Genomic DNA, 21,713 nt, shown 5'->3' on the forward strand with positions numbered 1-21,713 from the left:
GCCCCTACGCCCCGTCCGGGGTGTGCAGCCGTCCCGTCCGGGCGACGCGCGCGTACCAGAGCGCGCTGGATTTGGGCGTGCGCTCCAGGGTGTCGTAGTCGACGTGAACGGCGCCGAAGCGCTTGGCGTAGCCGTAGGACCACTCGAAGTTGTCGAGCAGCGACCAGAGGAAGTAGCCGCGCACGTCCGCACCGTCCGTGATCGCCCGGTGCACGGCTTCGAGGTGCGCGTGGACGTACGCGGCGCGCCGCGGGTCGTGCACCCTGCCGTCGGGCCCGACCTCGTCCTCGTACGCGGCGCCGTTCTCGCTGACGACGAGCGGCAGGCCGGGATAGCGGGCGGCGGTGCTGGTGAGCAGGTCGTAGAGCGCGCCGGGGTCGACCGGCCAGCCCATCGCGGTGCGCTCACCCGGCGCACGGTGGAAGGCCACGTCGTCCGCGCCCGGCCAGGGCGAGTACTCGCTGTCGCCGTGGCCGTCGTCCTGCGGCCGCTCGGCGCCCGGCGCGACGTGCGAGACGACCGTCGGGGTGTAGTAGTTCACGGCCAGGAGGTCCAGCGGCTGGTGGATCGTCGCGGAGTCGCCGTCCCGGACGAAGGACCAGTCGGTCAGGTGCGCCGTGTCCGTGAACAGGTCGCCGGGGTACGCGCCCTCCAGCATCGGCCCCAGCCAGATCCGGTTCCCGACGGCGTCGATGCGCCGGGCCGCCTCCCGGTCCCCGGCCGAGGGGGTCAGGGGGCGGACCGCGTGCAGGTTGAGGGAGACCGCGAGCTGGACGTCGCCGGGCAGCGAGGCCCGCAGGGCCTGGACGGCGAGGCCGTGGCCGAGATTGAGGTGGTGGGCCGCGCGCAGGGCGGCGACCGGATCGGTCCGTCCCGGGGCGTGGACACCGGAGCCGTAGCCGAGGAACGCGCTGCACCAGGGCTCGTTGAGCGTCGTCCAGCGCTTCACCCGGTCTCCGAGGGCGTCCGCCACGAGACCCGCGTACGCGGCGAACCGCTCGGCGGTCGCGCGCGCGGGCCAGCCGCCCGCGTCCTCCAGGTCCTGGGGCAGGTCCCAGTGGTAGAGCGTGAGCGCCGGCTCGATGCCCGCGCCGAGCAGTTCGTCGACGAGCCGGCGGTAGAAGTCCAGGCCCCTCTGGACGACGGGACCCCGGCCCGTCGGCTGGACACGCGACCAGGAGACGGAGAACCGGTACGCCCCCAGGCCGAGTTCGGACATCAGGCGGACGTCCTCGGGGAACCGGTGGTAATGGTCCACGGCCACGTCACCGGTGTGGCCCTCGAAGACCTTGCCGGGGGTGTGCGAGAAGGTGTCCCAGATGGACGGGGTCCGGCCGTCCTCGCGGGCGGCACCTTCGATCTGGTACGCGGCGGTGGCCGTGCCCCACAGGAAACCGGACGGGAAGGTGCGGGTGGCGGTCAGTGGCCGGGTCTCGGGCACGGTCATCGCAAAGTGCTCCCAACGCGGGTCGGATGAAGTCGTGAGGCACCGTCAGTTCTTGACGGCACCCGCGGTGATGCCGCCCACGATGTGCTTGCCGAGGACGGCGAAGACCAGCAGCAGCGGCAGCGTGGAGATCAGCGCACCGGTCAGCACGACGGCCTGGTCGACCGTGTGGTTGCCCGCCCCGAGGCCGGCCAGGGCTACCTGGAGGGTCGGGTTGCCGTCGGGGGTCAGCGCGATGAACGGCCAGAAGAAGTCGTTCCAGGCCTGGACGAAGACGAGCATCCCGAGCACCGCCATCGCCGGCCGGGCCACGGGGAACACCACGTGCCAGATGATGCGCAGGCTGTGCGCGCCGTCCACCCTGGCCGCCTCCACGAGCTCCACCGGGAGTGCCTCGATCAGGTACTGCCGCATGAAGAACACGCCGAAGGCGGCGACCAGCGAAGGCAGGACGACCGACTGGAGCTGATCGACCCAGCCGAGGTCCGTGATGATCTGGTAGAGGGGGATCACGCTGAGCTGCGGCGGGATCGTCATCGTGGCCACCACGAGGGCCAGCAGGGCGCTCCGGCCCCTGAACGGCAGTCTGGCGAAGGCGAATCCGGCCAGAGTGGAGAACAGGACGGTCGACAGGGCCACCAGGCCCGCCACGACCGTCGTGTTGACCAGTGCCTCACCCATGTCGACCTGGTTCCAGGCGAAGGAGAGGTTGTCGAGCAGCCGGGGGCCGGGCAGCAGCGGCGCCGGGGCCTTGACCACCCGCTCGCCCGTGTGGGAGGCGGCGACGAGGTTCCAGTAGAGGGGGAAGAGGGAGATGAGGGCGGCGAGGCCCAGGAGGACGTAGGTCAGCGGTCCCGCGTGGTGCTGACGGCCGGCCGACGGGCGAAGGCGCCTGACGCGCGGCGCCCCGGAGGCGGTCGTATCGGGTGTGCGGGCCATGGGTTCAGCTCCCCGCCTTCGTACGCAGCCGGGAGATCAGGATCCGCAGGCCCCCGACGAGCAGGAGGAGCAGGAGCATGACCCAGGCGATGGCGGAGGCCTGGCCCAGCGCGCCGGTCACCCAGCCCTTCTCGTACATCAGCAGGCTCAGGGTCTGGAACTGGTTGCCGCTGCCGCCGCTGATCCCCACGCTGCCGCCGAAGAGCAGCGGCTCGCCGAACAACTGGGTGGCGCCGATGGTCGAGACGACGGCGGTGAAGAGGATCGTCGGCCGGATGCCGGGGATGGTCACGCTGAGGAACTGGCGCCAGCGCGAAGCCCCGTCCAGCGCCGCGGCCTCGTACAGGTCCTGCGGTACGGCCTGCATCGCCGCCAGGTAGATCAGCGCGTTGTAGCCCGTCCACCGCCAGGTCACGATCGTCGAGATCGCGATCTGCGCGGGCCACTTGGAGGACTCCCAGTCGACCGGCGCGAAGCCGGCCCAGCCCAGGACCGTGTTGATCAGACCGTAGTCGGTGTTGAAGAGCTGGGCGAAGACGAGCGTCGCCGCCGCGATGGAGGTGGCGTACGGGGCGAGGACCGCGACCCGGAAGAACCCGCGGCCGCGGAGCCTGTAGTTGAGCAGATGGGCCAGGCCCAGGGCCATCAGCAGCTGGGGCACGGTCGAGAGCACACCGATGGTTAAGGTGTTGGCCAGCGCGTTCCAGAAGAACTCGCTGGTCGCCAGGGAAGAGTAGTTCCCCATTCCCTTCCACCGGGCCTCCCCGCCGAGTTCGACCCGGTGCAGCGAGAGCCAGCCCGTGTAGATCAGGGGGAAGAGGCCGAAGGCGGCGAAGGTGAGGAAGAAGGGGGCGACGAAGACGTACGGGACGGCCTTCAGGTCGAGGCGGTGGAGCGTGCTGCGCCAACCGCTGCGGCCGGGGGGCCGCCGGCCGGGGGAGCCGGGGCCGGCGCTGCGGCGCCGGACCGGTGCGGCGGGCGGCGCGGAGCCGTCGCCCGCCGCCCGTACGGAGGTGGCCACGGGGGCGTCCTTCCAGGTCGATGCGTGCGGTGCTGCGGTGCTGTGGTGCGGTGGTGCTGTGGTGGTGGGGTGATGCCGGCGATGGACGGCCCGCCTCAGCCGGGGAGGCGGCGGGCGGCGGGCCGTCACGGATGCCCGCGTTACCGGTCGATCTTGTCGGCGACCAGCTTCCTGACGTTCTCCCAGGCCTTCGCCGGATCGGTGCCGCGCTGCTCGATGTCGAGGATGCCGTTGTCGGTGAGGAAGGTCTTCACCTGGCCGTCCCAGCGGCTGATCGGCGCGGGCGTGATCCCCGCCGCGGCCTGCGAGTAGATCCTGCCGACCGGGGTGTCCCCGAAGTACGGCAGCTTCGCGTCCTGGACCGCGGGGGAGGCGAGGGTGTCCTTGGAGGACGGGATGTTGCCGTTCACGCCGAAGACCTTGGCGTGCTGGGCCGGAGCGGTGAGCCAGGCGGCGAGTTCGGCCGCCTCCTTGACGTGCTTGCCCGACTTCGGCACGGCGAGGAAGGAGCCGCCCCAGTTCCCGGCCACGGGCGGCGCGGCGATGTCCCACTTCCCCCGGTTCTCCGGGCCCGCCTGTTCCTTGATGATGCCGGTCATCCAGCTGGGGCAGGCGACGGTGGCGAACCGGGAGTTCTTGAAGGCCGCGTTCCAGGTGCCCTTCTCGTCGAACTGGCGCAGCTTGGCCGTCAGTCCGCCCTGGGCCGCCGCCACGGCGGTGTCCCAGGCCTTCTTCACGCCGGGGCTGTTCTCGTAGTCCAGCTTTCCCTCGGCGTCGGCGTACTGCACGGGCTCGCTGGAGATCACCGCGTTGAACAGCCCGCCGGCGGAGTCGTGGAACGCGGTCCCGGCGGGGGCGTTCTTCTTGTACGTCTCCCCGGCCGCCAGGAACTTCGCCCAGTCGCCCGCCCAGAGCCGGGCCACCTCCGCACGCTCGGTCGGCAGCTTGGCCTGGGCGAAGAGGTCCTTGTTGTAGCAGATGGCCATCGGGCCGATGTCCGTGCCCAGCCCGATGACCTTGCCGTCGGCCGTGGTGGCCTGCTTGACCTTCCAGTCGAGGAACGCCCCGAGGTCCGCGCCGCCCGTCTTGCCCAGGTCGACCCACTTGTCCGCCAGGGCCGGGCCGGTGGCCTCGGCGATGTATCCCACCTCCAGAGCCTGGATGTCGGCGAGGCCGCTGTCGCGGGAGAGGCGGAGCTTGAGGGTGTCCCAGTACTTCTGGCCGTCCGCTACGTTCGATTCCTCGATCTTGATGTGGGGGTGGGACTTCTCGTACGCGGCGTAGAGCTTCGCCCCGGTGGCGTCGTCGTAGCCGAAGGAACCGAAGGTCGCGATCCGCAGCGTGATCCGTCCGCCGGCGTCCGCGTCGCCGTCCCCGCCGGCGTCGCCTCCGCAACCGGCGAGCAAGGCCGCGGCGGTGGCCGTGGCGACGGCCGTGATGAGCGCGGTGCGGGGGCCGCGGCCACGTCTGCTGCTGGAAGTGCGCATTCCACTCTCCTCGTCCAAGGCGGTGCCGGTCGTGCGCAGGGGTCCGGCGGCTCGTACGCGGCTCGGCGAGGCACCGCGCGGACCTGAAGTGGCGTCCGTCGCGCCCTCTCTGTAATGGGAGCGCTCCCACGCCGCTGCCGGAAGGTTCCTGCCTGGCGGGCGCGAGTGTCAAGAGTTGAACGCGGATTCGTCCGTGGCGTGTTCGGGCGATCAGGGGTAGTGTGGGAGCGCTCCCAACGCTCCCACAGCGCTCTTCGGCGTAAGGTGTGCCGCGCGACGCGGCGGGGTCCATGGTGCTCGCCGGATCCACCGGATCGGGGCCGACGCGTCGTGCGATGCGCGAGGGGAGTTCGAGAGGCGTGAGCGGACAGCGGAACGGCAGGCCCACCCTGGAAGAGGTCGCGGCCCTGGCCGGCGTCGGCCGGGGCACGGTGTCCCGGGTCATCAACGGTTCGCCGAGGGTGAGCGAGCAGGCGAGGGAAGCCGTCGCCCGCGCGGTCGCCGAGCTCGGGTACGTACCCAACCAGGCGGCCAGGGCGCTGGCCGGCAGCCGGACCGACGCGGTCGCCCTGGTCATCCCGGAGACCGAGGCCCGGGTGTTCTCGGAGCCGTACTTCCTGGACCTGATCCGCGGGGTCAGCGCCGAACTCGCCCAGGCGGACAAGCAGTTGCTGCTCACCCTGGTCCGGACCGAGGCCGAGCGGCGGCGGTTCGAACACTATCTGGCCGCCCAGCGGGTCGACGGCGTACTGCTGGCATCCGTCCACGGGGACGACCCCCTGCCCGACCGGATGGTGCGACTGGGCCTGCCGGTCGTCATGAACGGACGGCGCTCCGAGGCCGAACCGGTCGACTACGTGGACTCCGACAACGTCGGCGCCGGCCGCGCCGCCGTCGCCCACCTGGTGGGCCGGGCCCGCGGCCGGATCGCGACCATCAGCGGCCCGCTCGACATGTACGTGGCCCGCGCCCGCCTCGGCGGCTACCGCGCGGGCCTCACCGAGGCGGGGATCGCCCCCGAGGAGTCGCTCGTGGCGACCGCGGACTTCACCGAGGAGGGCGGCAGGCTGGCGATGCGCGCCCTGCTGGAGCGTGCCCCCGGGCTGGACGCGGTCTTCGCCGCCTCCGACGTGATGGCGGCCGGAGCGCGCGGGGTGCTGCGCGAGGCCGGCCGGCGGGTCCCCGAGGACGTGGCCCTCGTCGGCGTCGACGACTCGGTGGTGGCGCGCCTGATGGACCCGCCCCTGACGAGCGTGCGCCAGCCCATCGAGGAGATGGGCCGCACGATGACCCGGCTGCTCCTGCGGAAGATCACCGAGGGGCCCGGAGCCGGTTCGGCGGCGGGGGAGGAGCATCGGCGGGTCCTTCCCACGGAGCTGGTCGTGCGGGATTCCTCCTGAGCGGCGGGGGCGCGCGCCGGTTCCGGGCGCCGCCGGGGCCCGAGCGCGTGCGCGCCGGAGCCGTACGGGACCCGGGTGGCTCCGTACGGCTCCGGGTCCCTCAGGTGCGGTCCGTCACAGGGCCGGGTGGGCGTTCTTCATGAGTTCCCGGAACTGGGCGGAGAACCACTGTCCGGCGAGCGGTGCGTCCGGGAGCGCGCCCGACATGCTGTTGCCGTTGCGGACGTTGCCCGTGTAGGTGGGGTCGCACATCCGGTCGAAGCCCTTGCCCTCGTTGTTCGGGATCTCCTTGCTCGCCCCGTCCGACTCGCCCGGCGGCTTCATCCAGACGTAGGCGTCGATGCCGGCGGCCGGTGCCGCCTGCGGTCGTTCGCCCAGCCCGGCTCCCGCCTGGTTGCACCAGTTGCCGAGGTGGATGCGCCGGTCGTAGCGCCCGCCGTTGACGTAGGAGTCCACGCTGGTCGTCGGGCCGGGGCCGGTCGGGCGGGCCGTGCCGCCCCAGCCGTTGCGGGAGGTGTCGATGAGCATGCCGACGCCGGCGTCGAAGCCCAGCGAGACCGCCTTGGCCCGCATGGCCTGGGCGTAGGACAGCTCGTCGGTGTAGCGGTTCCAGTCGACCCACTTCGACTGGCGCACGGAGGTGCCGCCCACCGAGTCGTCGATGGTGAAGTTGTCCTCCTTCAGCGCGCTGAAGTTGGCCGTGTTCACGATGAAGCCGTGCACCTTGGAGAGGGTGGAGCCCTCGGCGGTCGCGGCCTGCTTGAACATCTCCGCGGAGGCGGTGAAGTTGTCGTCCCAGCCGAGCCAGCCGTGGTGGCCCGCGTCCACGTAGTTGTAGACGTTGGGGATCGAGCCCAGCTTGTTCAGCGCGTAGCCGACCCCCTTGATGTAGTTGCCGTTGGCCTTCATCACGTCGCAGGCGGGGGTGGCCGTCGGACGGCCCGAGACGTTGGTGACGAGGTTCGGCAGCGAGTCGATCTCGACGGCGGTGACGATCCGCAGTCCGGCGTACTTGGGGTCGGAGAGGATCGCGGCGATCGGGTCGATGAACTGCGTCTTGTACTTGTCGATCTCGGTCGGGCCCAGTTCTCCGTTGGAGGCGAGCGCGGAGCAGTCGCGTCCGGGCAGGTCGTAGACCACCAGCTGGACGACGAGTTCGCCGCTGCCCTTCTGGGCCAGGGCCGCGTCGAGGTGGTCGCGCAGGCCCATCTTGCCGCTGGTGCCCGTGACGAGGGCGATGCGGTCGAGCCAGACGGCGGTGGGCTGGTTCGACACCCTCGTGCCGCCCGGCTCGGCGGCCGCCTTGGCGGACCACTCGGGATTCACGTACACCCTGGCGCCGGCGTAGGGGTTGTCCGCCTTGCCTCCCGTGGGCGGAGGCGTCGTGGGCGGGGTCGTCGGGGGAGTGGTGGGGGGCTGGGTCGGTTCGGTGGCGCCGTTGCAGGTGACGCCGTTCAGCTTGAACGTCGCGGGCACGGTGTTCGTGCCGTTGTGGGAGGCGTTGAACCCGAAGGACGTCGAACCGCCGGTGGACAGCGCCCCGTTGTACGAGAGGCTCTTGGCCGTCACGGCCGCTCCCGACTGGGTGATCGCGGCGTTCCAGCCCTGGGTGACCTGCTGGCCGGATCCGTAGGTCCACTCCAGGGTCCAGGCGGCGAGGGGGTCGCCGGTGTTGGTGACGACCACGTCGGCACCGAACCCGGTGTTCCACTGGTTCGTGATCCGGTATTCGACCTTGCAGCCGGCGGTGGCGGCTCCGGCGGGGGCGCCGAAGACGGTGGCGGTGGCGCCCGCGGCCGTGACGAGGCCGAGGGCCGCCAGTAACGCGGTACGGGGGATGCTGCGGCTCATTTCGCGGGGTGCCTTTCAGGTCGGGCGCGCAGGCGGGGCCCGGCGCCGCTGCTGGCGTTCCGTCGTACGGGGAGGGCACGGACGCCGGAACCGGGCCGCGGCAGGCCTGAGCGCGCTGGTCCGCGGGCGGAGCGCCGTCCTGGCCGTGGCACGGCGGGCCGTGCACGACGGATGAACAGTGGGAGCGCTCCCACTGTGCGGACGGCGCCCAGCCGCGTCAAGGTACGGGGAGGGTCGAAAGGCTTTCGCCCGGGAATCCCCGACTCCTCCCTCCGGTTCAGAACCCCATCGCCAGCCGGTGGTAGGCCTGGTTCCAGCGCAGATCGCGCCGGAACTGCCGGGGGGTGGTGCTCTCTTCGATGAGGAGGAGCTCCAGGCGGAGCATTTCCGCGAGGTCGTCGAGGTGGTCGGAGGTCAGGGCGGTGCTGAGGACGGTGTGGTGGGGGCCGCCGGCCGTCAGCCAGGATTCGGTGGAGGTCCGCAGGTCCGGGCGGGGCCGCCAGACCGCGCGGGCGACGGGCAGGGCGGGCAGCGGGTGCGGGGGTGCCACGACGTCGACGTCGTTGGCCACCAGGCGGAACCGGTCGCCGAGGTCGGCGAGCCCGACGACCACGGCCGGTCCGGGGGCGGCGTCGAACACCAGCCGGACCGGGTCCTCGCGTCCGCCGATGCCGAGGGGGTGGATCTCGCAGCGGGGCCTGGCGGCCGTGAGGGTGGGGCACACTTCCAGCATGTGTGCGCCGAGGATGAGCTCGCTGCCCGGTGTCAGGTCGTAGGTGTAGTCCTCCATGAAGGAGGTGCCGCCGGGGAGGCCGGCGGTGGCCGCCTTGAGGGCGCGCAGCAGGACGGCGGCCTTCCAGTCGCCCTCCCCTCCGAAGCCGTACCCCTGGGCCATGAGCCGCTGGACCGCGAGGCCGGGCAGCTGGCGCAGTCCGCCCAGGTCCTCGAAGTTGGTGGTGAAGGCCCGGAAGCCGCCCGTTTCGAGGAAGGTGCGCAGGCCGGCCTCGATGCGGGCCGCGTAGCGCAGGGACTCGTGCCGTTCGCCTCCCCGTCGCAGCTCCGGCGCCAGGTCGTACAGGTCCGCGTACTCTGCCACGAGCGAGGCCACCTCGCTCTCCAGCGCGTGGTCGACGACCCGCACCAGGTCGTTGACGGCGTAGGTGTTGACGGAGACGCCGAGGCGCAGCTGGGCCTCCACCTTGTCCCCCTCGGTGACGGCCACGTCGCGCATGTTGTCGCCGAAGCGGGCGACCTTGAGGGAGGCCAGTTCGGAGCGTGCGGCGGCGGCCCGCGCCCAGACGGCGACCCGAGCGGTCGTCGCCGGGTCCGTGACGTGGCCGGCCACGGTCCTGCGGGGCACCCCGAGGCGGGCCTGGACGTGCCCGAACTCGCGGTCTCCGTGGGCGGCCTGGTTGAGGTTCATGAAGTCCATGTCGATGGTGTCCCAGGGCAGGGCCACGTTCGACTGGGTGTGCAGGTGCAGCAGCGGCTTGCGCAGCGCGTCCAGTCCGGCGATCCACATCTTCGCCGGCGAGAAGGTGTGCATCCAGGCGATGAGCCCGGTGCACCGGTCGTCGGCGTTCGCGTCCAGGCACAGGCGGCGGATGGCGTCGGCGTCGGTGAGGACCGGCTTCCACACGACACGTGCGGGAATGCCGGAGGTGTCGTCCAGCGCGGCGGCCAGTTGCCGCGACTGCTCGGCGACCTGTTTCAGCGTCTCCTCCCCGTAGAGGTGCTGGCTGCCCGTGAGGAACCAGATTTCCTGGGCGGGAGACGTGAGGCTGGGCACATGGACTCCTGGAGGTGACGTCCCGCGGCGCGTCGAACCGGGCGGGAGGGGAGGGCGGACGGCGGTGCGGATCAGTTCGCCGTGCGGGTCGTGTCGCGGATGCGCCTCAGGCGGTGCAGCTGGCCGTCGGCGGCGAAGCGGTCGTGCAGGAGCCGGTATTCGGCGTAGAGGGCGTCGTAGGCATCGGCCCGGGAGGCGTCCGGCGTGTAGACGGCCGGGAGCCGGCGGCCCATGGCGGCGCCGGCCGTGCGTACGTCGGCGTACGCGCCGGCGGCCACGGCGGCGTGGATGGCCGCCCCGAGGGCGGGCGCCTGGTCCGACGCGGCGAGTGAGACGGGGCGGCGCAGTACGTCGGAGTAGATCTGCATCAGCAGTTCGTTCCTGGCCAGTCCGCCCGCGACGATGAACTCGCGCACCGGTACGCCGCCCGTCTCCAGGGCCTCCACGATGACGCGGGTGCCGAACGCGGTGGCTTCGAGCAGCGCCCGGTAGACGTCCTCGGGGCGGGTCGCGAGGGTCAGGCCCACGATGACTCCGGAGAGGTGGTGGTCGACGAGGACCGAGCGGTTTCCGCCCAGCCAGTCGAGGGCGACCAGGCCGTGGCCGCCGACCGGCTGGCCGGCGGCCTTCCGGCTCAGCAGGGTGTGCAGGTCCTCGTCGCGCTCGGCCGCTTCGGCGAGGTAGTCCGGCGGGACGCCCTGGTCCAGCACCCAGGCGAAGACGTCGCCGACCGCGCTCTGCCCGGCCTCGTAGCCGTAGGCCCCCTCGACGATCCCGCCGTTCACGACGCCGCAGATGCCGGGGACGTCCGCGAGGACGGGGGCGTTCACGACGTGGCAGGTGGAGGTGCCCATGATGGCGAGCAACTGACCGTCCTCCACGGCCCGGGCCGCGGCCGCGGTGACATGGGCGTCGACGTTGCCTGCGGCCACGGCGATCCCGGGGCGCAGCCCGGTCCAGGCCGCCGCCCGGGTGCTGAGCGGGCCCACGCGTGAGCCCAGCGCGGAGAGCGGGAACGCGAGGCGGGTACGGGCGAAGTCGGCGAACCGGGGGTTCAGCCCGGCCAGGTACTCCTCGCTCGGGTAGGCGCCGTCCTGGTGGATGCCCTTGTATCCGGCGGTGCAGGCGTTGCGGGATTCCGTTCCGGTGAGCTGCCACACGATCCAGTCGGCGGCCTCGATCCACCGCGCGCAGGTGTCGTACACGAGCGGATCCTCCTCCAGGACCTGGAGGGCCTTCGCGAACTGCCACTCCGCGGAGATCCGTCCGCCGTAGCGGGCGATCCACTTCTCCCCGCGGGCGTGGGCGAGTTCGTTGATGCGATCGGCGTACGGCTGGGCGGCGTGGTGTTTCCACAGTTTGGGCCACGCGTGCGGCCGTCCGGCGAGCTCCGTCTCGGCGAGGGGGGTCCCGTCGGCCAGGGTGGGCAGGACGGTGCAGGCGGTGAAGTCGGTGGCGATGCCGATCACGGCGGCCGGATCGACTCCGGCCGCCGCCACGGCCGCCGGGACGGCGCGGCGCAGGACGTCCCGCCAGTCCTCGGGGTGTTGCAGGGCCCAGTCGGGAGGCAGGGGCGCACCGCCGTGCGGCAGGTACCGGTCCATGACGCCGTGCCGGTAGGTGTGGACGGCCGCCGCCAGCTCCTGCCCGTCGCGGATCCGCACCACCACGGCGCGGCCCGACAGGGTGCCGAAGTCGACACCGACCGTGTACTGCTCCGGTTCGCCGGAACGGGGGGTGGGCGTGCGGAGGTGGGGTGACGTCAACTGAATGCCTTTCGAAGGAGTGGTGGTGTCGGCGCCCATGCAGTGTGAGCGCTAACAATGCGGAGGGCAAGAGGGTGCGCCCGGATCGCGCGACGAGTCACTCGATGCCGCATCCGGCGGGGATAACAGAGAGGTAACGTGCGCAAGAGGGTTGAGAACCGCACTTGTTAGCGCTCACAATGCGACGGCTCCCCTTCCCCGAAAGGACATCCGTCATGGCTCGCAGAGCAGTCCTCGTCCTCACCGCCGCACTCCTCGCCTCCTCGGCGCTGACCGCCTGCTCGACCCAGGGCCCGGCCGCCGCTCCCGCGCCGGGCCCGGCCTCCGGGGCCAAGGCGGGCTCCGGAGGCAAGATCACCATGGGCTTCGCCCAGGTCGGAGCCGAGAGCGGCTGGCGCACCGCCAACACGAAGTCCGTCCAGGAGGCGGCGAAGAAGGCCGGGATCGAACTCAAGTTCTCCGACGCGCAGCAGAAGCAGGAGAACCAGATCAAGGCGATCCGCACGTTCATCCAGCAGAAGGTCGACGTGATCGCCTTCTCGCCGGTCGTGGAGTCCGGCTGGGACACGGTGCTGAAGGAGGCCAAGGACGCGGGCATCCCGGTCATCCTGACCGACCGCGCCGTGGACACCAAGGACACCTCCCTCTACAAGACCTTCCTGGGCTCGGACTTCGTCAAGGAGGGCAAGGCCGCGGGGGAGTGGCTGACCGCCGCGTACGCCAACCGGCAGGGCCCGGTCGACATCGTCGAACTCCAGGGCACCACGGGCTCCGCACCCGCCAACGACCGCAAGGCCGGCTTCGCCGAGGCCATCCGGGCCGACGGCAGGTTCCGGATCGTCGCCTCCCAGTCGGGCGACTTCACGCGGGCCAAGGGCAAGGAGGTCATGCAGGCGTTCCTGAAGTCCCAGAAGAACATCGACGTCCTCTACGCCCACAACGACGACATGGCCCTCGGCGCCATCCAGGCCATCGAGGAGTCCGGTAAGAAGCCCGGTACGGACATCAAGGTGATCTCGGTGGACGGGATCAAGGACGCCTTCACCGCGATGACCGAGGGCAAGATCAACGTCGTGGTGGAGTGCAACCCGCTCCTCGGTGACCAGCTGATGGAACTGGCCAAGAAGGTCGTCGCGGGCGAGAGCGTGCCGGCCCGGGTCGAGACCCAGGAGGGCGTGTTCCCGCAGGACCAGGCCGCGGCCGCGCTGCCGTCCCGGAAGTACTGACCCGACCCACGGCGGCCGCGCCGCCGCCCGGTCCCGGCGGGCCGGCCGTCCCCTCCCGGTCCCGCCGGCCCGCGAGGCCCGGCGGCCGGGCCCGCTCCACCCCCACACGAGAGGAGGGCGGATGACATCTCCGTCCACCCCGCCGCCCACGGGCACCGGCGGTCCGCGACCGGTCCTGGAAGCCCACGGCATCCGCAAACGGTTCCCGGGCGTTCTCGCCCTCGACGGAGTCGCCCTGCGGCTCTTCCCCGGCGAGGTGCACGCCCTGATGGGCGAGAACGGCGCCGGGAAGTCCACCTTGATCAAGGTGCTCACCGGTGTCCACCCCACCGACGGCGGCACCGTCCTCGTCGACGGCCGGCCCCACTCGTTCACGGACCCCCTCCAGGCGCAGCGGGCCGGAATCAGCACCGTCTACCAGGAGGTCAACCTCTGCCCCAACCTCTCGGTCGCCGAGAACATCCTCATCGGGCGCGAACCGCGCCGGTTCGGCCTCCTGCGCTGGTCCGCGATGCGGCGGCGGGCGGCCGAGCTGCTGACGGAACTGGAGCTCGGCCTCGACGTCACCCGTCCGCTCGGCGCGCACTCCCTGGCGGTGCAGCAACTGGTCGCCATCGTCCGGGCGGTGGACGTCTCGGCGAAGGTGCTCGTGCTGGACGAACCCACCTCCAGCCTGGACCGCGAGGAGGTGGCCCAGCTCTTCAGGCTGGTGCGGCGCCTGCGGGACCGGGGTGTGGCCATCCTGTTCGTCACGCACTTCCTGGACCAGGTGTTCGACCTCTGTGACCGCGTCACCGTCCTGCGGGGCGGCCGGCTGGAAGGCGAGTACCCCATCGGCGAACTCACCCCGGTGACGCTGGTCCAGCGCATGATCGGCGGCGAACTGGCCACCCTCGACCAGTTGTCGGGCCGTGCCCACGAAGCAGGGGCCGAACGGGCGGAGACCCGCGAGCCGTTCCTCCGCGCCCGACGGCTGACCCGTACGGGCTCGATCGAACCCTACGACCTCGACGTCCACCCCGGCGAGGTCGTCGGACTGGCCGGCCTGCTGGGCTCCGGCCGCACCGAGGCGGCCCGCCTGCTGTTCGGCGCGGACGGCGCGGACGGCGGAGAGGTGAGCATCGAGGGCAGGAAGGTGCTCCTGCGCAGCCCCCGCCACGCCATCGCCCGGGGCATCGCCTTCTGCTCCGAGAACCGCAAGTCGGAGGGGCTGGTGGGCGAGCTCACGGTCCGCGAGAACATCGTCCTCGCCCTGCAGGCCGCCCGCGGCTGGACCAGACCGCTGACTCGAGCGAAACAGGACGAACTGGCGCGGCACTGGATCGAGGCCCTGGACATCCGCCCAACCGACCCCGAAGCACAGGTACGCCACCTCAGCGGAGGCAACCAGCAGAAGGTCCTCCTCGCGCGCTGGCTGCTCACCGAGCCCCGGTTCCTGATCCTCGACGAACCCACCCGGGGCATCGACATCGGGGCCAAGGCCGAGATCCAGAAACTCGTGGCCCGCCTGGCGGACGAGGGCACCGCCGTGCTGTTCGTCTCGGCGGAACTCGAAGAGGTCCTGCGCCTGAGCCACCGCATCGCCGTCCTCCGCGACCACCGCATGGTGGCCACCCTGGCCAACGACGGCACCATCACCCCCGAACGCCTCCTGACGACCATCGCCACCGGAACGGACTCATGACCCCCCAGCCCGCCACCTCCGGGGCCGCCGGCGGCCCCGGGCGGCGAACGGCCGGCCACCGCCTGCTGTGGCCCGCGCTCGTCCTGCTCGCCCTGCTCCTCGGCAACCTCGCGTTCCACCACGACTTCCTCTCGGTCCGGGTGCGCGACGGCCACCTCTACGGCAGCCTCGTCGACATCCTGCGCTTCGGCGCGCCCCTCGTCCTCGTGGCGCTCGGTATGACCCTCGTCATCGCCACCCGGGGCATCGACCTCTCGGTGGGTTCCACCGTCGCCATCGCCGGCGCGCTCGCCTGCGGACACCTCGCCCACGCGGCGCGTCCCGGCAGCGTCGCCACCACGCTCACCGCCGTCGCCCTCGCGCTCGCGGTCGCCCTCGTCCTGGGCCTGGCCAACGGACTGCTGGTGTCGGGCCTGGGAGTACAGCCCATCGTGGCCACCCTGATCCTCATGGTCGCGGGCCGCGGCGTCGCCCAGCTGATCACGGACGGCCAGATCATCACCGTGACCAGCGCCCCCTACAAGATGATCGGGGGCGGCTACTGGCTGCTCCTCCCGTTCGCCGTCCTGCTGGCGGCCGTCCTCGTCGCGCTCACCGCCTTCGTCACCCGCCGCAGCGCCCTCGGCATGCTGATCGAGTCCGTCGGCGGCAATCCCACCGCCAGCCGCCTGGTGGGCATCCGGGCCGGCGGTCTGCTCGCCCTGGTCTACGTCTTCAGCGCCCTGTGCGCCGCCGTCGCCGGGCTGATGATCAGCTCGAACGTCTCCAGCGCCGACGGCAACAACGCCGGCCTGTGGATCGAGCTCGACGCGATCCTCGCCGTGGTGGTCGGCGGCACCGCCCTGACCGGAGGGCGCTTCTCCCTCGGCGGAACGGTCCTGGGCGCCCTGATCATCCAGACCCTTTCCACCACCGTCTACACCCTCGGGGTCCCTCCCGAGACCACCCTCGTCTTCAAGGCCTTCGTCGTCGTCATCGTCTGCCTCGTGCAGTCCCCGGTCTTCCGGGCCAAGGTCGTACGCCGCCGGGCGGCCACTCCCCGACCCCCCGCCCCGGCGGGCCCCACCCCGCAGGAGCAGGAGGTACGCGCATGAGTACCGGCACCGTGAAGGCCGCCGCGCGAACGGGCCGCCCCTCCGGGACGGTTTCGCCGCGCACCCGGACCCGTATCCCCCTGGCCGTCACCGCGGCCCTGCTGGTCGTCATGTTCGGTGTCGGCTCCGTGCGCTACGACGGGTTCCTCTCCGCGCAGGTCGTGCTGAACCTGCTGATCGACAACGGATTCCTGCTGGTCGTCGCGGTCGGCGCGACCTTCGTCATCCTCACCGGGGGCATCGATCTGTCCATCGGCTCCATGGTGGCCCTCTCGACCATGATCACCGCCTGGCTGGTCGAGTCGCACGGCTGGCCCCTGGCCGCCGTCATTCCCCTGGTCCTCCTGGTCGGCGCCGGGAGCGGGGCGCTCATGGGCTGGATCATCCACACCTTCGAGATCCAGCCGTTCATCGTCACCCTCGCCGGCATGTTCCTCGCCAGGGGGCTCTGCTACACGATCAGCACCGAATCCATCACGATCAACGATCCCGTCACCGCGGGAGTCGCCCAGACCAGGCTCTACGGCCCGGGCGGACTGTTCGTCTCGATCCCCGTGCTGATCGCCCTGGCCGTGCTGGCGGCCGCCTTCGTCGTCCTGCACCACACGCGCTTCGGCCGCAACGTGTACGCGCTGGGCGGCAACGAGTCCTCCGCACGCCTGATGGGCCTGCCGACGGGCACCACCAAGATCGCCGTGTACGGCGTCAGCGGCCTGTGCTCCGCGCTCGGCGGCCTGCTGCTGACCTTCTACACGCTCTCCGGCTACGCCCTCCACGCCCTGGGCATGGAACTCGACGCGATCGCCGCCACCGTGATCGGCGGCACGCTGCTGACCGGAGGATCCGGCTTCGTCCTGGGCACCGCCCTCGGCGTACTGGTCCTCGGCATGATCCAGACGCTGCTCACCTTCCAGGGCACCCTCAGCTCCTGGTGGACCCGGATCGTCATCGGCGCCCTGCTGCTCGTGTTCATCGTGCTGCAACGCCTGGTGGGCGGCCGCCGACCCACCACGGGCTGACGCCATAGGGGCTCTGTTCCGGTCGGCGTCGGCCTCGTCCGCCGCCCGGTTCCTCGCGGGAGGGGCCGGGCGGCGGACGAGGCCGGGGGTCACTCGCCGGGGAGGGGGATCCTGCGGGCCGTGCTGGCGCGCACGATGAGCTCGGGCGCCACCACCAGGTGCGTCGGCTCGTCGGCCCGGCCCTCGATGTGGTCCAGGAGCAGTCCGATGCTGTCGCGGCCGAGCGAGGCGAAGTCCTGACGGATCGTCGTCAGCGGGGGCGGGAAGAACTCCGCCTCGGGGATGTCGTCGAACCCGGCGACCGCCACGTCCTCGGGCGTGCGCAGTCCGGCTTCCCGCAAGGCGCGCAGGACACCGAGGGCCATCTGGTCGTTGGCGACGAACACCGCCGTGAGACCCGCTCCCCCTCCTCGTGACGCCCGGACCCGCCCCGCGAGCTGCTGGCCGGCCTGGTATCCCGACAGGGGGCTCCAGTCGCCGCGCAGCAGGGGCGGCACCTCGGCTCCGGCGTCCCGCAGGGCGTCCTCCCAGCCCTGGGTGCGGGCCTCGCTCTCCAGCCAGTCGGAGGGGCCCGCGACGTGCCACACGGTGGAGTGGCCCGAGGCGAGGAGGTGCTCCGTGATCATGCGGGCGCCGAGGTTCTGGTCCAGCGACACGCCGGGCAGGGCCAGGGTGTGGCCGCCTTCCACGGTGACCACCGGGCACGGCGCCTCCAGCGCCGCCAGGGCCCGCACCGCGGCGCGTTGCGGAGTGACGGCGACGATCCCCTCCACCCCCCACCCGGCGAGGTGCTGCATGGCTTCGGCGAGGGCCGTCTGCGTGGCCGTCCGCAGCGTGACGGCGGACGTCAGGTAGCCGCGGTCGCGGGCCGCCTCCTGAACCCCCGCCACGGTGCTGGCGGGCCCGTGCAGGGTGGTGTTCACCGCGATGACGCCCAGCGTGTGGGTCCGGCGCGTGGCCAGGGCCCGGGCGGCCGAGTTGCGGCGGTAGCCCAGCTGCTCGATGACCTGAGTCACCGCGGCCCGGGTCTTGGCGCTGACGTTCGGGTGGTCGCTGAGCACCCGCGAAACGGTCTGATGGGACACGCCTGCGACGCGCGCGACGTCCGTCATCGTGGGCGCTCGTGAGACGTCCGGGAGCTGGGTCAACTCTCTTCCTTTCCTCATCGAGCGGCCTTCCCCCAAGGTACCGAACCGGCCGGGAGGCGGTCGGCGGGGTATCGATGTTGGCGCTCACATTATGCCGCGTTCTCGGCAGGGTGTGAGTGGCAATCTCCTCGTAACCTCTTGAGCTTATCGTTTGTTAGCGTTCACAATCTCAAGCGAGCAGCAGCACACGCAGCGCAGCCGTGGTGCCGATTCGGCCCGCGATCGGTCCAGTGGCGGAAAGACGGTGAGAGCGCAGTGAGCGAGACCCATCTCCAGAAGCTCCGTCGCGAGGTCCTCGCGGCCAACCTCCGGATCCCCGAGGCCGGGCTGGCCACTCTCACCTGGGGAAACGTCAGCGGAGTGGACCGGGACGCCGGCGTCTTCGTCATCAAGCCGTCCGGGGTGCGCTACGCCGACCTCGCCGAGGAGGACCTGGTGGTGGTGGCGCTGGAGGACGGGAGGGTCGTCGACGGGCACCTCAGGCCGTCCACCGACGCCGAAACCCACCGGTGCCTCTACCGGGCGTTCCCCTCCATCGGGGGCGTCACCCACACGCACTCGGCGCACGCCGTCGCCTTCGCCCAGGCGCGCCGCCCCATCCCCATGCTCGGCACCACCCACGCCGACACCTTCAACGGGCCCGTCCCCGTGACGGAGGACCTCACCGCCGAGCAGTGTGCCAAGGACTACGAGTACAACACCGGCCAGGTGATCGTCGCCCGGCTCGGCGCCGACCCCCGCCGGGCCGAGGAGGTTCCCGGCGCGCTCGTCTCACGGCACGGCCCCTTCACCTGGGGCGCCACCGCAGAGGCCGCGCTGGAGAACGCCGTCGTCTGCGAGGCCGTGGCGGAGATGGCGCTGCACACGCTGGCACTGGGGTTCCGCCTCGGGGGCGTCTCGGAGCCGCCGAGGCACCTCCTGGAGCGGCACTTCACCCGCAAGCACGGACCGGACGCCTACTACGGCAACGCCCCCCGCACCGAGGGAAGCTGAGGCCGGGCACCGCCTCGCGCCGTAAGAGCAGCGCTGCCCCCGCCGGCCTCCGGACGCCCCTCAGAGCGGCGCGGCGCGGCAAGGCCGGGGCGGGACGCCCGGCGGGTCACCGCACCCTGCGGGCCGCCCCGGAGCCGGGGGTCCCGCAGGCTGGCGGTCGGGTCCGGCGAGGTCGGTGCCACGGTGGCCGCCCTTGAGGCCGGCTGCGCTCCGGCGCCCGCGCCGACCGGCCATGGGTTTACCCGCGCCCGGCACCAGCCACGTCAACTCCCCTCTGTGTGAGTTCACTTGACGGCCCGTCCGGCTGCTGGCTTTGATTGGGAGCGCTCCCACACCCCAGTCTAGGAAGGCTCCACCGTGCCTCCTGTCACCCCCGCGCGCCCGCGCGGCGTGCCCCGCCGCGCGGCCGCCGTACTCGCCGGCTTCGCGCTCGCCGTCGGCGGACCGTTCACGGCCGGCCTGACCGTTCCGGCAGCGGCCGCCCCCGTGGCCGCCGTCGCCGACACACCCGTCCGGGTCAACCAGCTCGGCTACCTGCCCGACGGCCCCAAGCGGGCCACCGTGGCCAGCACCGCGACCGCCCCGCTCGGCTGGCAACTGCGCGACGCCGCAGGCGCGGTGGTCGCCTCCGGTTCCACCACCGTGCGCGGTGCGGACCAGGCGTCCGGCCAGTCGACGCACCTGGTCGACTTCGGCGCGTACACCGGAACCGGCACCGGCTACACCCTCGGCGTCGACGGCCGCACCAGCCACCCCTTCGACATCTCCCCGTCGCTGTACGACGCACTGCGCGCGGACAGCATGTCGTTCTTCTACCAGCAGCGCAGCGGCATCGCGATCGACGCCGCCCTGGCCGGCGGCAGCGCCTACGCCCGCCCCGCCGGGCACCTGGGCATCGCCCCGAACAAGGGCGACACCGACGTCCCCTGCCAGGCGGGGGTCTGCGACTACCGCGTCGACGCGCGCGGCGGCTGGTACGACGCGGGCGACCAGGGCAAGTACGTCGTCAACGGCGGCATCTCCGTCTGGGAGATGGTCAACTCCTTCGAGCGGGCGCGCCGTACGGGCGGCGACGCGGCGCTCGGCGACGCGACGCTGCGGGTGCCGGAGCGCGGCAACGGAACGCCGGACGTGCTGGACGAGGCGCGCTGGGAGCTGGAGTTCCTGCTGCGGATGCAGGTCCCGGCCGGGAAGCCGATGGCCGGGATGGCCTTCCACAAGATGCACGACGCCCAGTGGACCGCCCTGCCGACCCGGCCCGAACTCGACGCCGAGCAGCGCGAGCTGCACAAGCCGTCCACCGCCGCGACGCTGAACCTGGCGGCCTCGGCCGCCCAGTGCGCCCGGGTGTACGCGCCGTACGACAGTGCCTTCGCCGCGCGCTGCCTCGACGCGGCCCGCCGCGCCTGGACGGCCGCCAGGGCCAACCCGAACGTGTACGCCCCGGCGAGCGACAACACCGGTGGCGGCGCGTACGAGGACGCCGACGTCTCCGACGAGTTCTACTGGGCGGCCGCGGAGCTCCTGGCCACCACCGGGGAGCCGCAGTACCGGGAGGCGGTCACCTCCTCCCCGCACCACGCCAAGCCCGTCGACGGGTTCTGGTGGGGCGGCACGGCCACCCTCGGCCGCATCACGCTCGCCACCGTCCCCGGGGTGGGCCTGCCCGCCGACGACATCGCCCGGCTGCGCGGCCTGCTCACCACGGCCGCCGACGGCCACCTCTCCACCATGGCCGGACAGGGCTATCCGGTGCCGCTGCCGGCCACCGGGTACGCGTGGGGCTCCAACAGCTCCGTCACCAACAACGCGATGGTGATGGCCGTCGCGTACGAGCTCACCGGTCAACAGCGCTACCGGGCCGGAGCGCTGGAGTCCCTGGACTACCTGCTCGGCCGCAACGCGCTCGACCTCTCCTACGTCACCGGCTACGGCGAACGCCACTCCGAGAACCAGCACCACCGGTTCTGGGCACACCAGAACGACGCCTCCCTGCCCCACCCGCCGGCCGGCTCCTTCGCGGGCGGCCCGAACGCGGGGCTGGAGGACCCGGTCGCCAGGGAGAAGCTCCAGGGCTGCGCCCCGGCGGCCTGCTACGTGGACGACATCGGCTCGTACTCGACCAACGAGGTGGCGATCAACTGGAACGCGTCGCTGGCCTGGCTGGCGGCCTTCGCCGCCGAGCGGCGCGGCGTCCCGGCGGTGCCCGTGGTCCAGGTGACGCCGGCCGCAGTGACGGTCCCGGAGGGCGGTTCGGCGCCGGTGGGCGTACGGCTGTCGGCGGCGCCCGCGCGGGACGTCACGGTGACGGTGGCCCGCAGCTCCGGCGACCAGGACCTCTCGGCGGCCGCGACGCTGGTGTTCACGCCGGCCGACTGGGCGACGGCGCGGCAGGTTCCGGTCTCGGCCGCCCAGGACGCCGACGCGTTGCCGGGCAGCGCCACGTTCACGGCCGGCGGTCCCGGCGTGCGGTCGGCGACGTTCACGGCGACGGAGGCGGACGACGACACGGCGACGGCCTCCTGCACGGTGGCGTACCGGATCGACAACGCCTGGGGCGACGGGTTCACGGCGACGGTCAGCCTGCGCAACACCGGCACTTCGACGGTCTCCGGGTGGGCCCTCGGCTGGAGCTTCGCCGGTGACCAGCGGATCGGCAGCGCCTGGAACGCCACGGTGAGCCAGTCGGGCGGCACGGTCACCGCCCGGGACGCCGGGTGGAACGCCACGCTGGAGCCCGGCGGCAGTGCGAGCTTCGGCTTCCAGGCGACGTATTCGGGTACCAACGCGCCCCCGGCGCGCTTCACGCTGGGCGGTGCGGTCTGCTCCTGAACGGCCACCGTCACGGC

General features: G+C 72.2%; 15 protein-coding genes. 7 read left to right on the top strand and 8 right to left on the bottom strand.

All coding sequences use genetic code 11. The annotated features are described in order from the left end of the window. Positions 1-4 precede the first annotated feature (4 nt). The 4 genes from ABT403_RS00720 to ABT403_RS00735 all read right to left on the bottom strand — a co-directional run bounded on the left by ABT403_RS00720 (position 5) and on the right by ABT403_RS00735 (position 4,894). Positions 5-1,447: a GH1 family beta-glucosidase gene (locus ABT403_RS00720; RefSeq protein ID WP_344167682.1), complete on the bottom strand. Its 1,443-nt coding sequence runs from the start codon at positions 1,445-1,447 to the stop codon at positions 5-7. Between the two features lie 45 nt (positions 1,448-1,492). Then, on the bottom strand, positions 1,493-2,386 hold the full coding sequence (locus ABT403_RS00725; RefSeq protein WP_344167679.1) for a carbohydrate ABC transporter permease: 894 nt from the start codon (positions 2,384-2,386) through the stop codon (positions 1,493-1,495). A 4-nt stretch (positions 2,387-2,390) separates the two neighbouring features. After that, entirely contained in the window at positions 2,391-3,407 is a 1,017-nt protein-coding gene (locus tag ABT403_RS00730) for a carbohydrate ABC transporter permease (protein ID WP_344167676.1), read from the bottom strand. A 140-nt stretch (positions 3,408-3,547) separates the two neighbouring features. After that, the gene (locus ABT403_RS00735) at positions 3,548-4,894 is read right to left on the bottom strand and encodes an ABC transporter substrate-binding protein (RefSeq protein WP_344167673.1); all 1,347 of its coding nucleotides are present in this window, start codon (positions 4,892-4,894) and stop codon (positions 3,548-3,550) included. Positions 4,895-5,229: 335 nt separating this feature from the next. Here ABT403_RS00735 and ABT403_RS00740 point away from each other — a divergent pair, with 335 nt between their 5' ends. Continuing rightward, positions 5,230-6,294, top strand: a complete 1,065-nt coding sequence (locus ABT403_RS00740) for a LacI family DNA-binding transcriptional regulator (protein ID WP_344168404.1) — start codon at positions 5,230-5,232, stop codon at positions 6,292-6,294. Positions 6,295-6,408: 114 nt separating this feature from the next. On the opposite strand, the gene ABT403_RS00745 is transcribed toward ABT403_RS00740, so the two are convergent. The 3 genes from ABT403_RS00745 to araB all read right to left on the bottom strand — a co-directional run bounded on the left by ABT403_RS00745 (position 6,409) and on the right by araB (position 11,700). Further along, positions 6,409-8,145, bottom strand: coding sequence for a glycoside hydrolase family 6 protein (locus ABT403_RS00745; RefSeq protein WP_344167670.1), 1,737 nt, complete (start codon positions 8,143-8,145; stop codon positions 6,409-6,411). Positions 8,146-8,422: 277 nt separating this feature from the next. Continuing rightward, a complete protein-coding gene (gene araA / locus ABT403_RS00750) occupies positions 8,423-9,934 on the bottom strand; it encodes an L-arabinose isomerase (protein WP_344167667.1) in 1,512 nt (503 codons plus the stop codon). Between the two features lie 71 nt (positions 9,935-10,005). Further along, a complete protein-coding gene (gene araB, locus ABT403_RS00755) occupies positions 10,006-11,700 on the bottom strand; it encodes a ribulokinase (RefSeq protein WP_344167664.1) in 1,695 nt (564 codons plus the stop codon). A gap of 215 nt (positions 11,701-11,915) precedes the next feature. On the opposite strand from araB, the gene ABT403_RS00760 reads away from it, so the two are divergent. From ABT403_RS00760 to yjfF, 4 genes are all read left to right on the top strand, one after another. After that, positions 11,916-12,926 carry an ABC transporter substrate-binding protein gene (locus ABT403_RS00760; RefSeq protein ID WP_344167661.1) on the top strand — a complete coding sequence of 337 codons (1,011 nt, stop codon included), beginning with the start codon at positions 11,916-11,918 and terminating at the stop codon, positions 12,924-12,926. A 121-nt stretch (positions 12,927-13,047) separates the two neighbouring features. Further along, positions 13,048-14,610 (top strand): sugar ABC transporter ATP-binding protein, encoded by a 1,563-nt coding sequence (locus tag ABT403_RS00765; RefSeq protein WP_344167658.1) that lies wholly within the window; start codon positions 13,048-13,050, stop codon positions 14,608-14,610. Further along, positions 14,607-15,704 carry an ABC transporter permease gene (locus tag ABT403_RS00770; RefSeq protein ID WP_344167656.1) on the top strand — a complete coding sequence of 366 codons (1,098 nt, stop codon included), beginning with the start codon at positions 14,607-14,609 and terminating at the stop codon, positions 15,702-15,704. Before ABT403_RS00765 ends, ABT403_RS00770 begins: the two co-directional genes overlap by 4 nt. Beyond that, positions 15,701-16,723, top strand: a complete 1,023-nt coding sequence (gene yjfF / locus ABT403_RS00775; protein WP_344167653.1) for a galactofuranose ABC transporter, permease protein YjfF — start codon at positions 15,701-15,703, stop codon at positions 16,721-16,723. Before ABT403_RS00770 ends, yjfF begins: the two co-directional genes overlap by 4 nt. An 89-nt stretch (positions 16,724-16,812) precedes the next feature. Here the strand turns inward: yjfF and ABT403_RS00780 are convergent, their stop codons facing one another. Beyond that, positions 16,813-17,889: a LacI family DNA-binding transcriptional regulator gene (locus tag ABT403_RS00780; protein ID WP_425580317.1), complete on the bottom strand. Its 1,077-nt coding sequence runs from the start codon at positions 17,887-17,889 to the stop codon at positions 16,813-16,815. Positions 17,890-18,126: 237 nt separating this feature from the next. Between ABT403_RS00780 and araD the strand changes: the two genes are divergently transcribed. Then, on the top strand, positions 18,127-18,864 hold the full coding sequence (gene araD / locus ABT403_RS00785; protein ID WP_344167647.1) for an L-ribulose-5-phosphate 4-epimerase AraD: 738 nt from the start codon (positions 18,127-18,129) through the stop codon (positions 18,862-18,864). Positions 18,865-19,221: 357 nt separating this feature from the next. Next, positions 19,222-21,696, top strand: coding sequence for a glycoside hydrolase family 9 protein (locus ABT403_RS00790; RefSeq protein ID WP_344167644.1), 2,475 nt, complete (start codon positions 19,222-19,224; stop codon positions 21,694-21,696). Positions 21,697-21,713: the final 17 nt, after the last annotated feature.

It is taken from the genome of Streptomyces sp. NPDC000075 (assembly GCF_040301925.1).
Lineage (GTDB): Bacteria > Actinomycetota > Actinomycetes > Streptomycetales > Streptomycetaceae > Streptomyces > Streptomyces polychromogenes.

Excerpts from the sequence above, each read along its gene's own strand:
- ABT403_RS00720 (WP_344167682.1), bottom strand. The coding sequence starts at position 1,447 with ATGACCGTGCCCGAGACCCGGCCACTGACCGCCACCCGCACCTTCCCG.
- ABT403_RS00725 (WP_344167679.1), bottom strand. The coding sequence starts at position 2,386 with ATGGCCCGCACACCCGATACGACCGCCTCCGGGGCGCCGCGCGTCAGG.
- ABT403_RS00735 (WP_344167673.1), bottom strand. The coding sequence starts at position 4,894 with ATGCGCACTTCCAGCAGCAGACGTGGCCGCGGCCCCCGCACCGCGCTC.
- ABT403_RS00740 (WP_344168404.1), top strand. The coding sequence starts at position 5,230 with ATGCGCGAGGGGAGTTCGAGAGGCGTGAGCGGACAGCGGAACGGCAGG.
- ABT403_RS00745 (WP_344167670.1), bottom strand. The coding sequence starts at position 8,145 with ATGAGCCGCAGCATCCCCCGTACCGCGTTACTGGCGGCCCTCGGCCTC.
- ABT403_RS00760 (WP_344167661.1), top strand. The coding sequence starts at position 11,916 with ATGGCTCGCAGAGCAGTCCTCGTCCTCACCGCCGCACTCCTCGCCTCC.
- ABT403_RS00765 (WP_344167658.1), top strand. The coding sequence starts at position 13,048 with ATGACATCTCCGTCCACCCCGCCGCCCACGGGCACCGGCGGTCCGCGA.
- ABT403_RS00770 (WP_344167656.1), top strand. The coding sequence starts at position 14,607 with ATGACCCCCCAGCCCGCCACCTCCGGGGCCGCCGGCGGCCCCGGGCGG.
- yjfF (WP_344167653.1), top strand. The coding sequence starts at position 15,701 with ATGAGTACCGGCACCGTGAAGGCCGCCGCGCGAACGGGCCGCCCCTCC.
- ABT403_RS00780 (WP_425580317.1), bottom strand. The coding sequence starts at position 17,889 with ATGAGGAAAGGAAGAGAGTTGACCCAGCTCCCGGACGTCTCACGAGCG.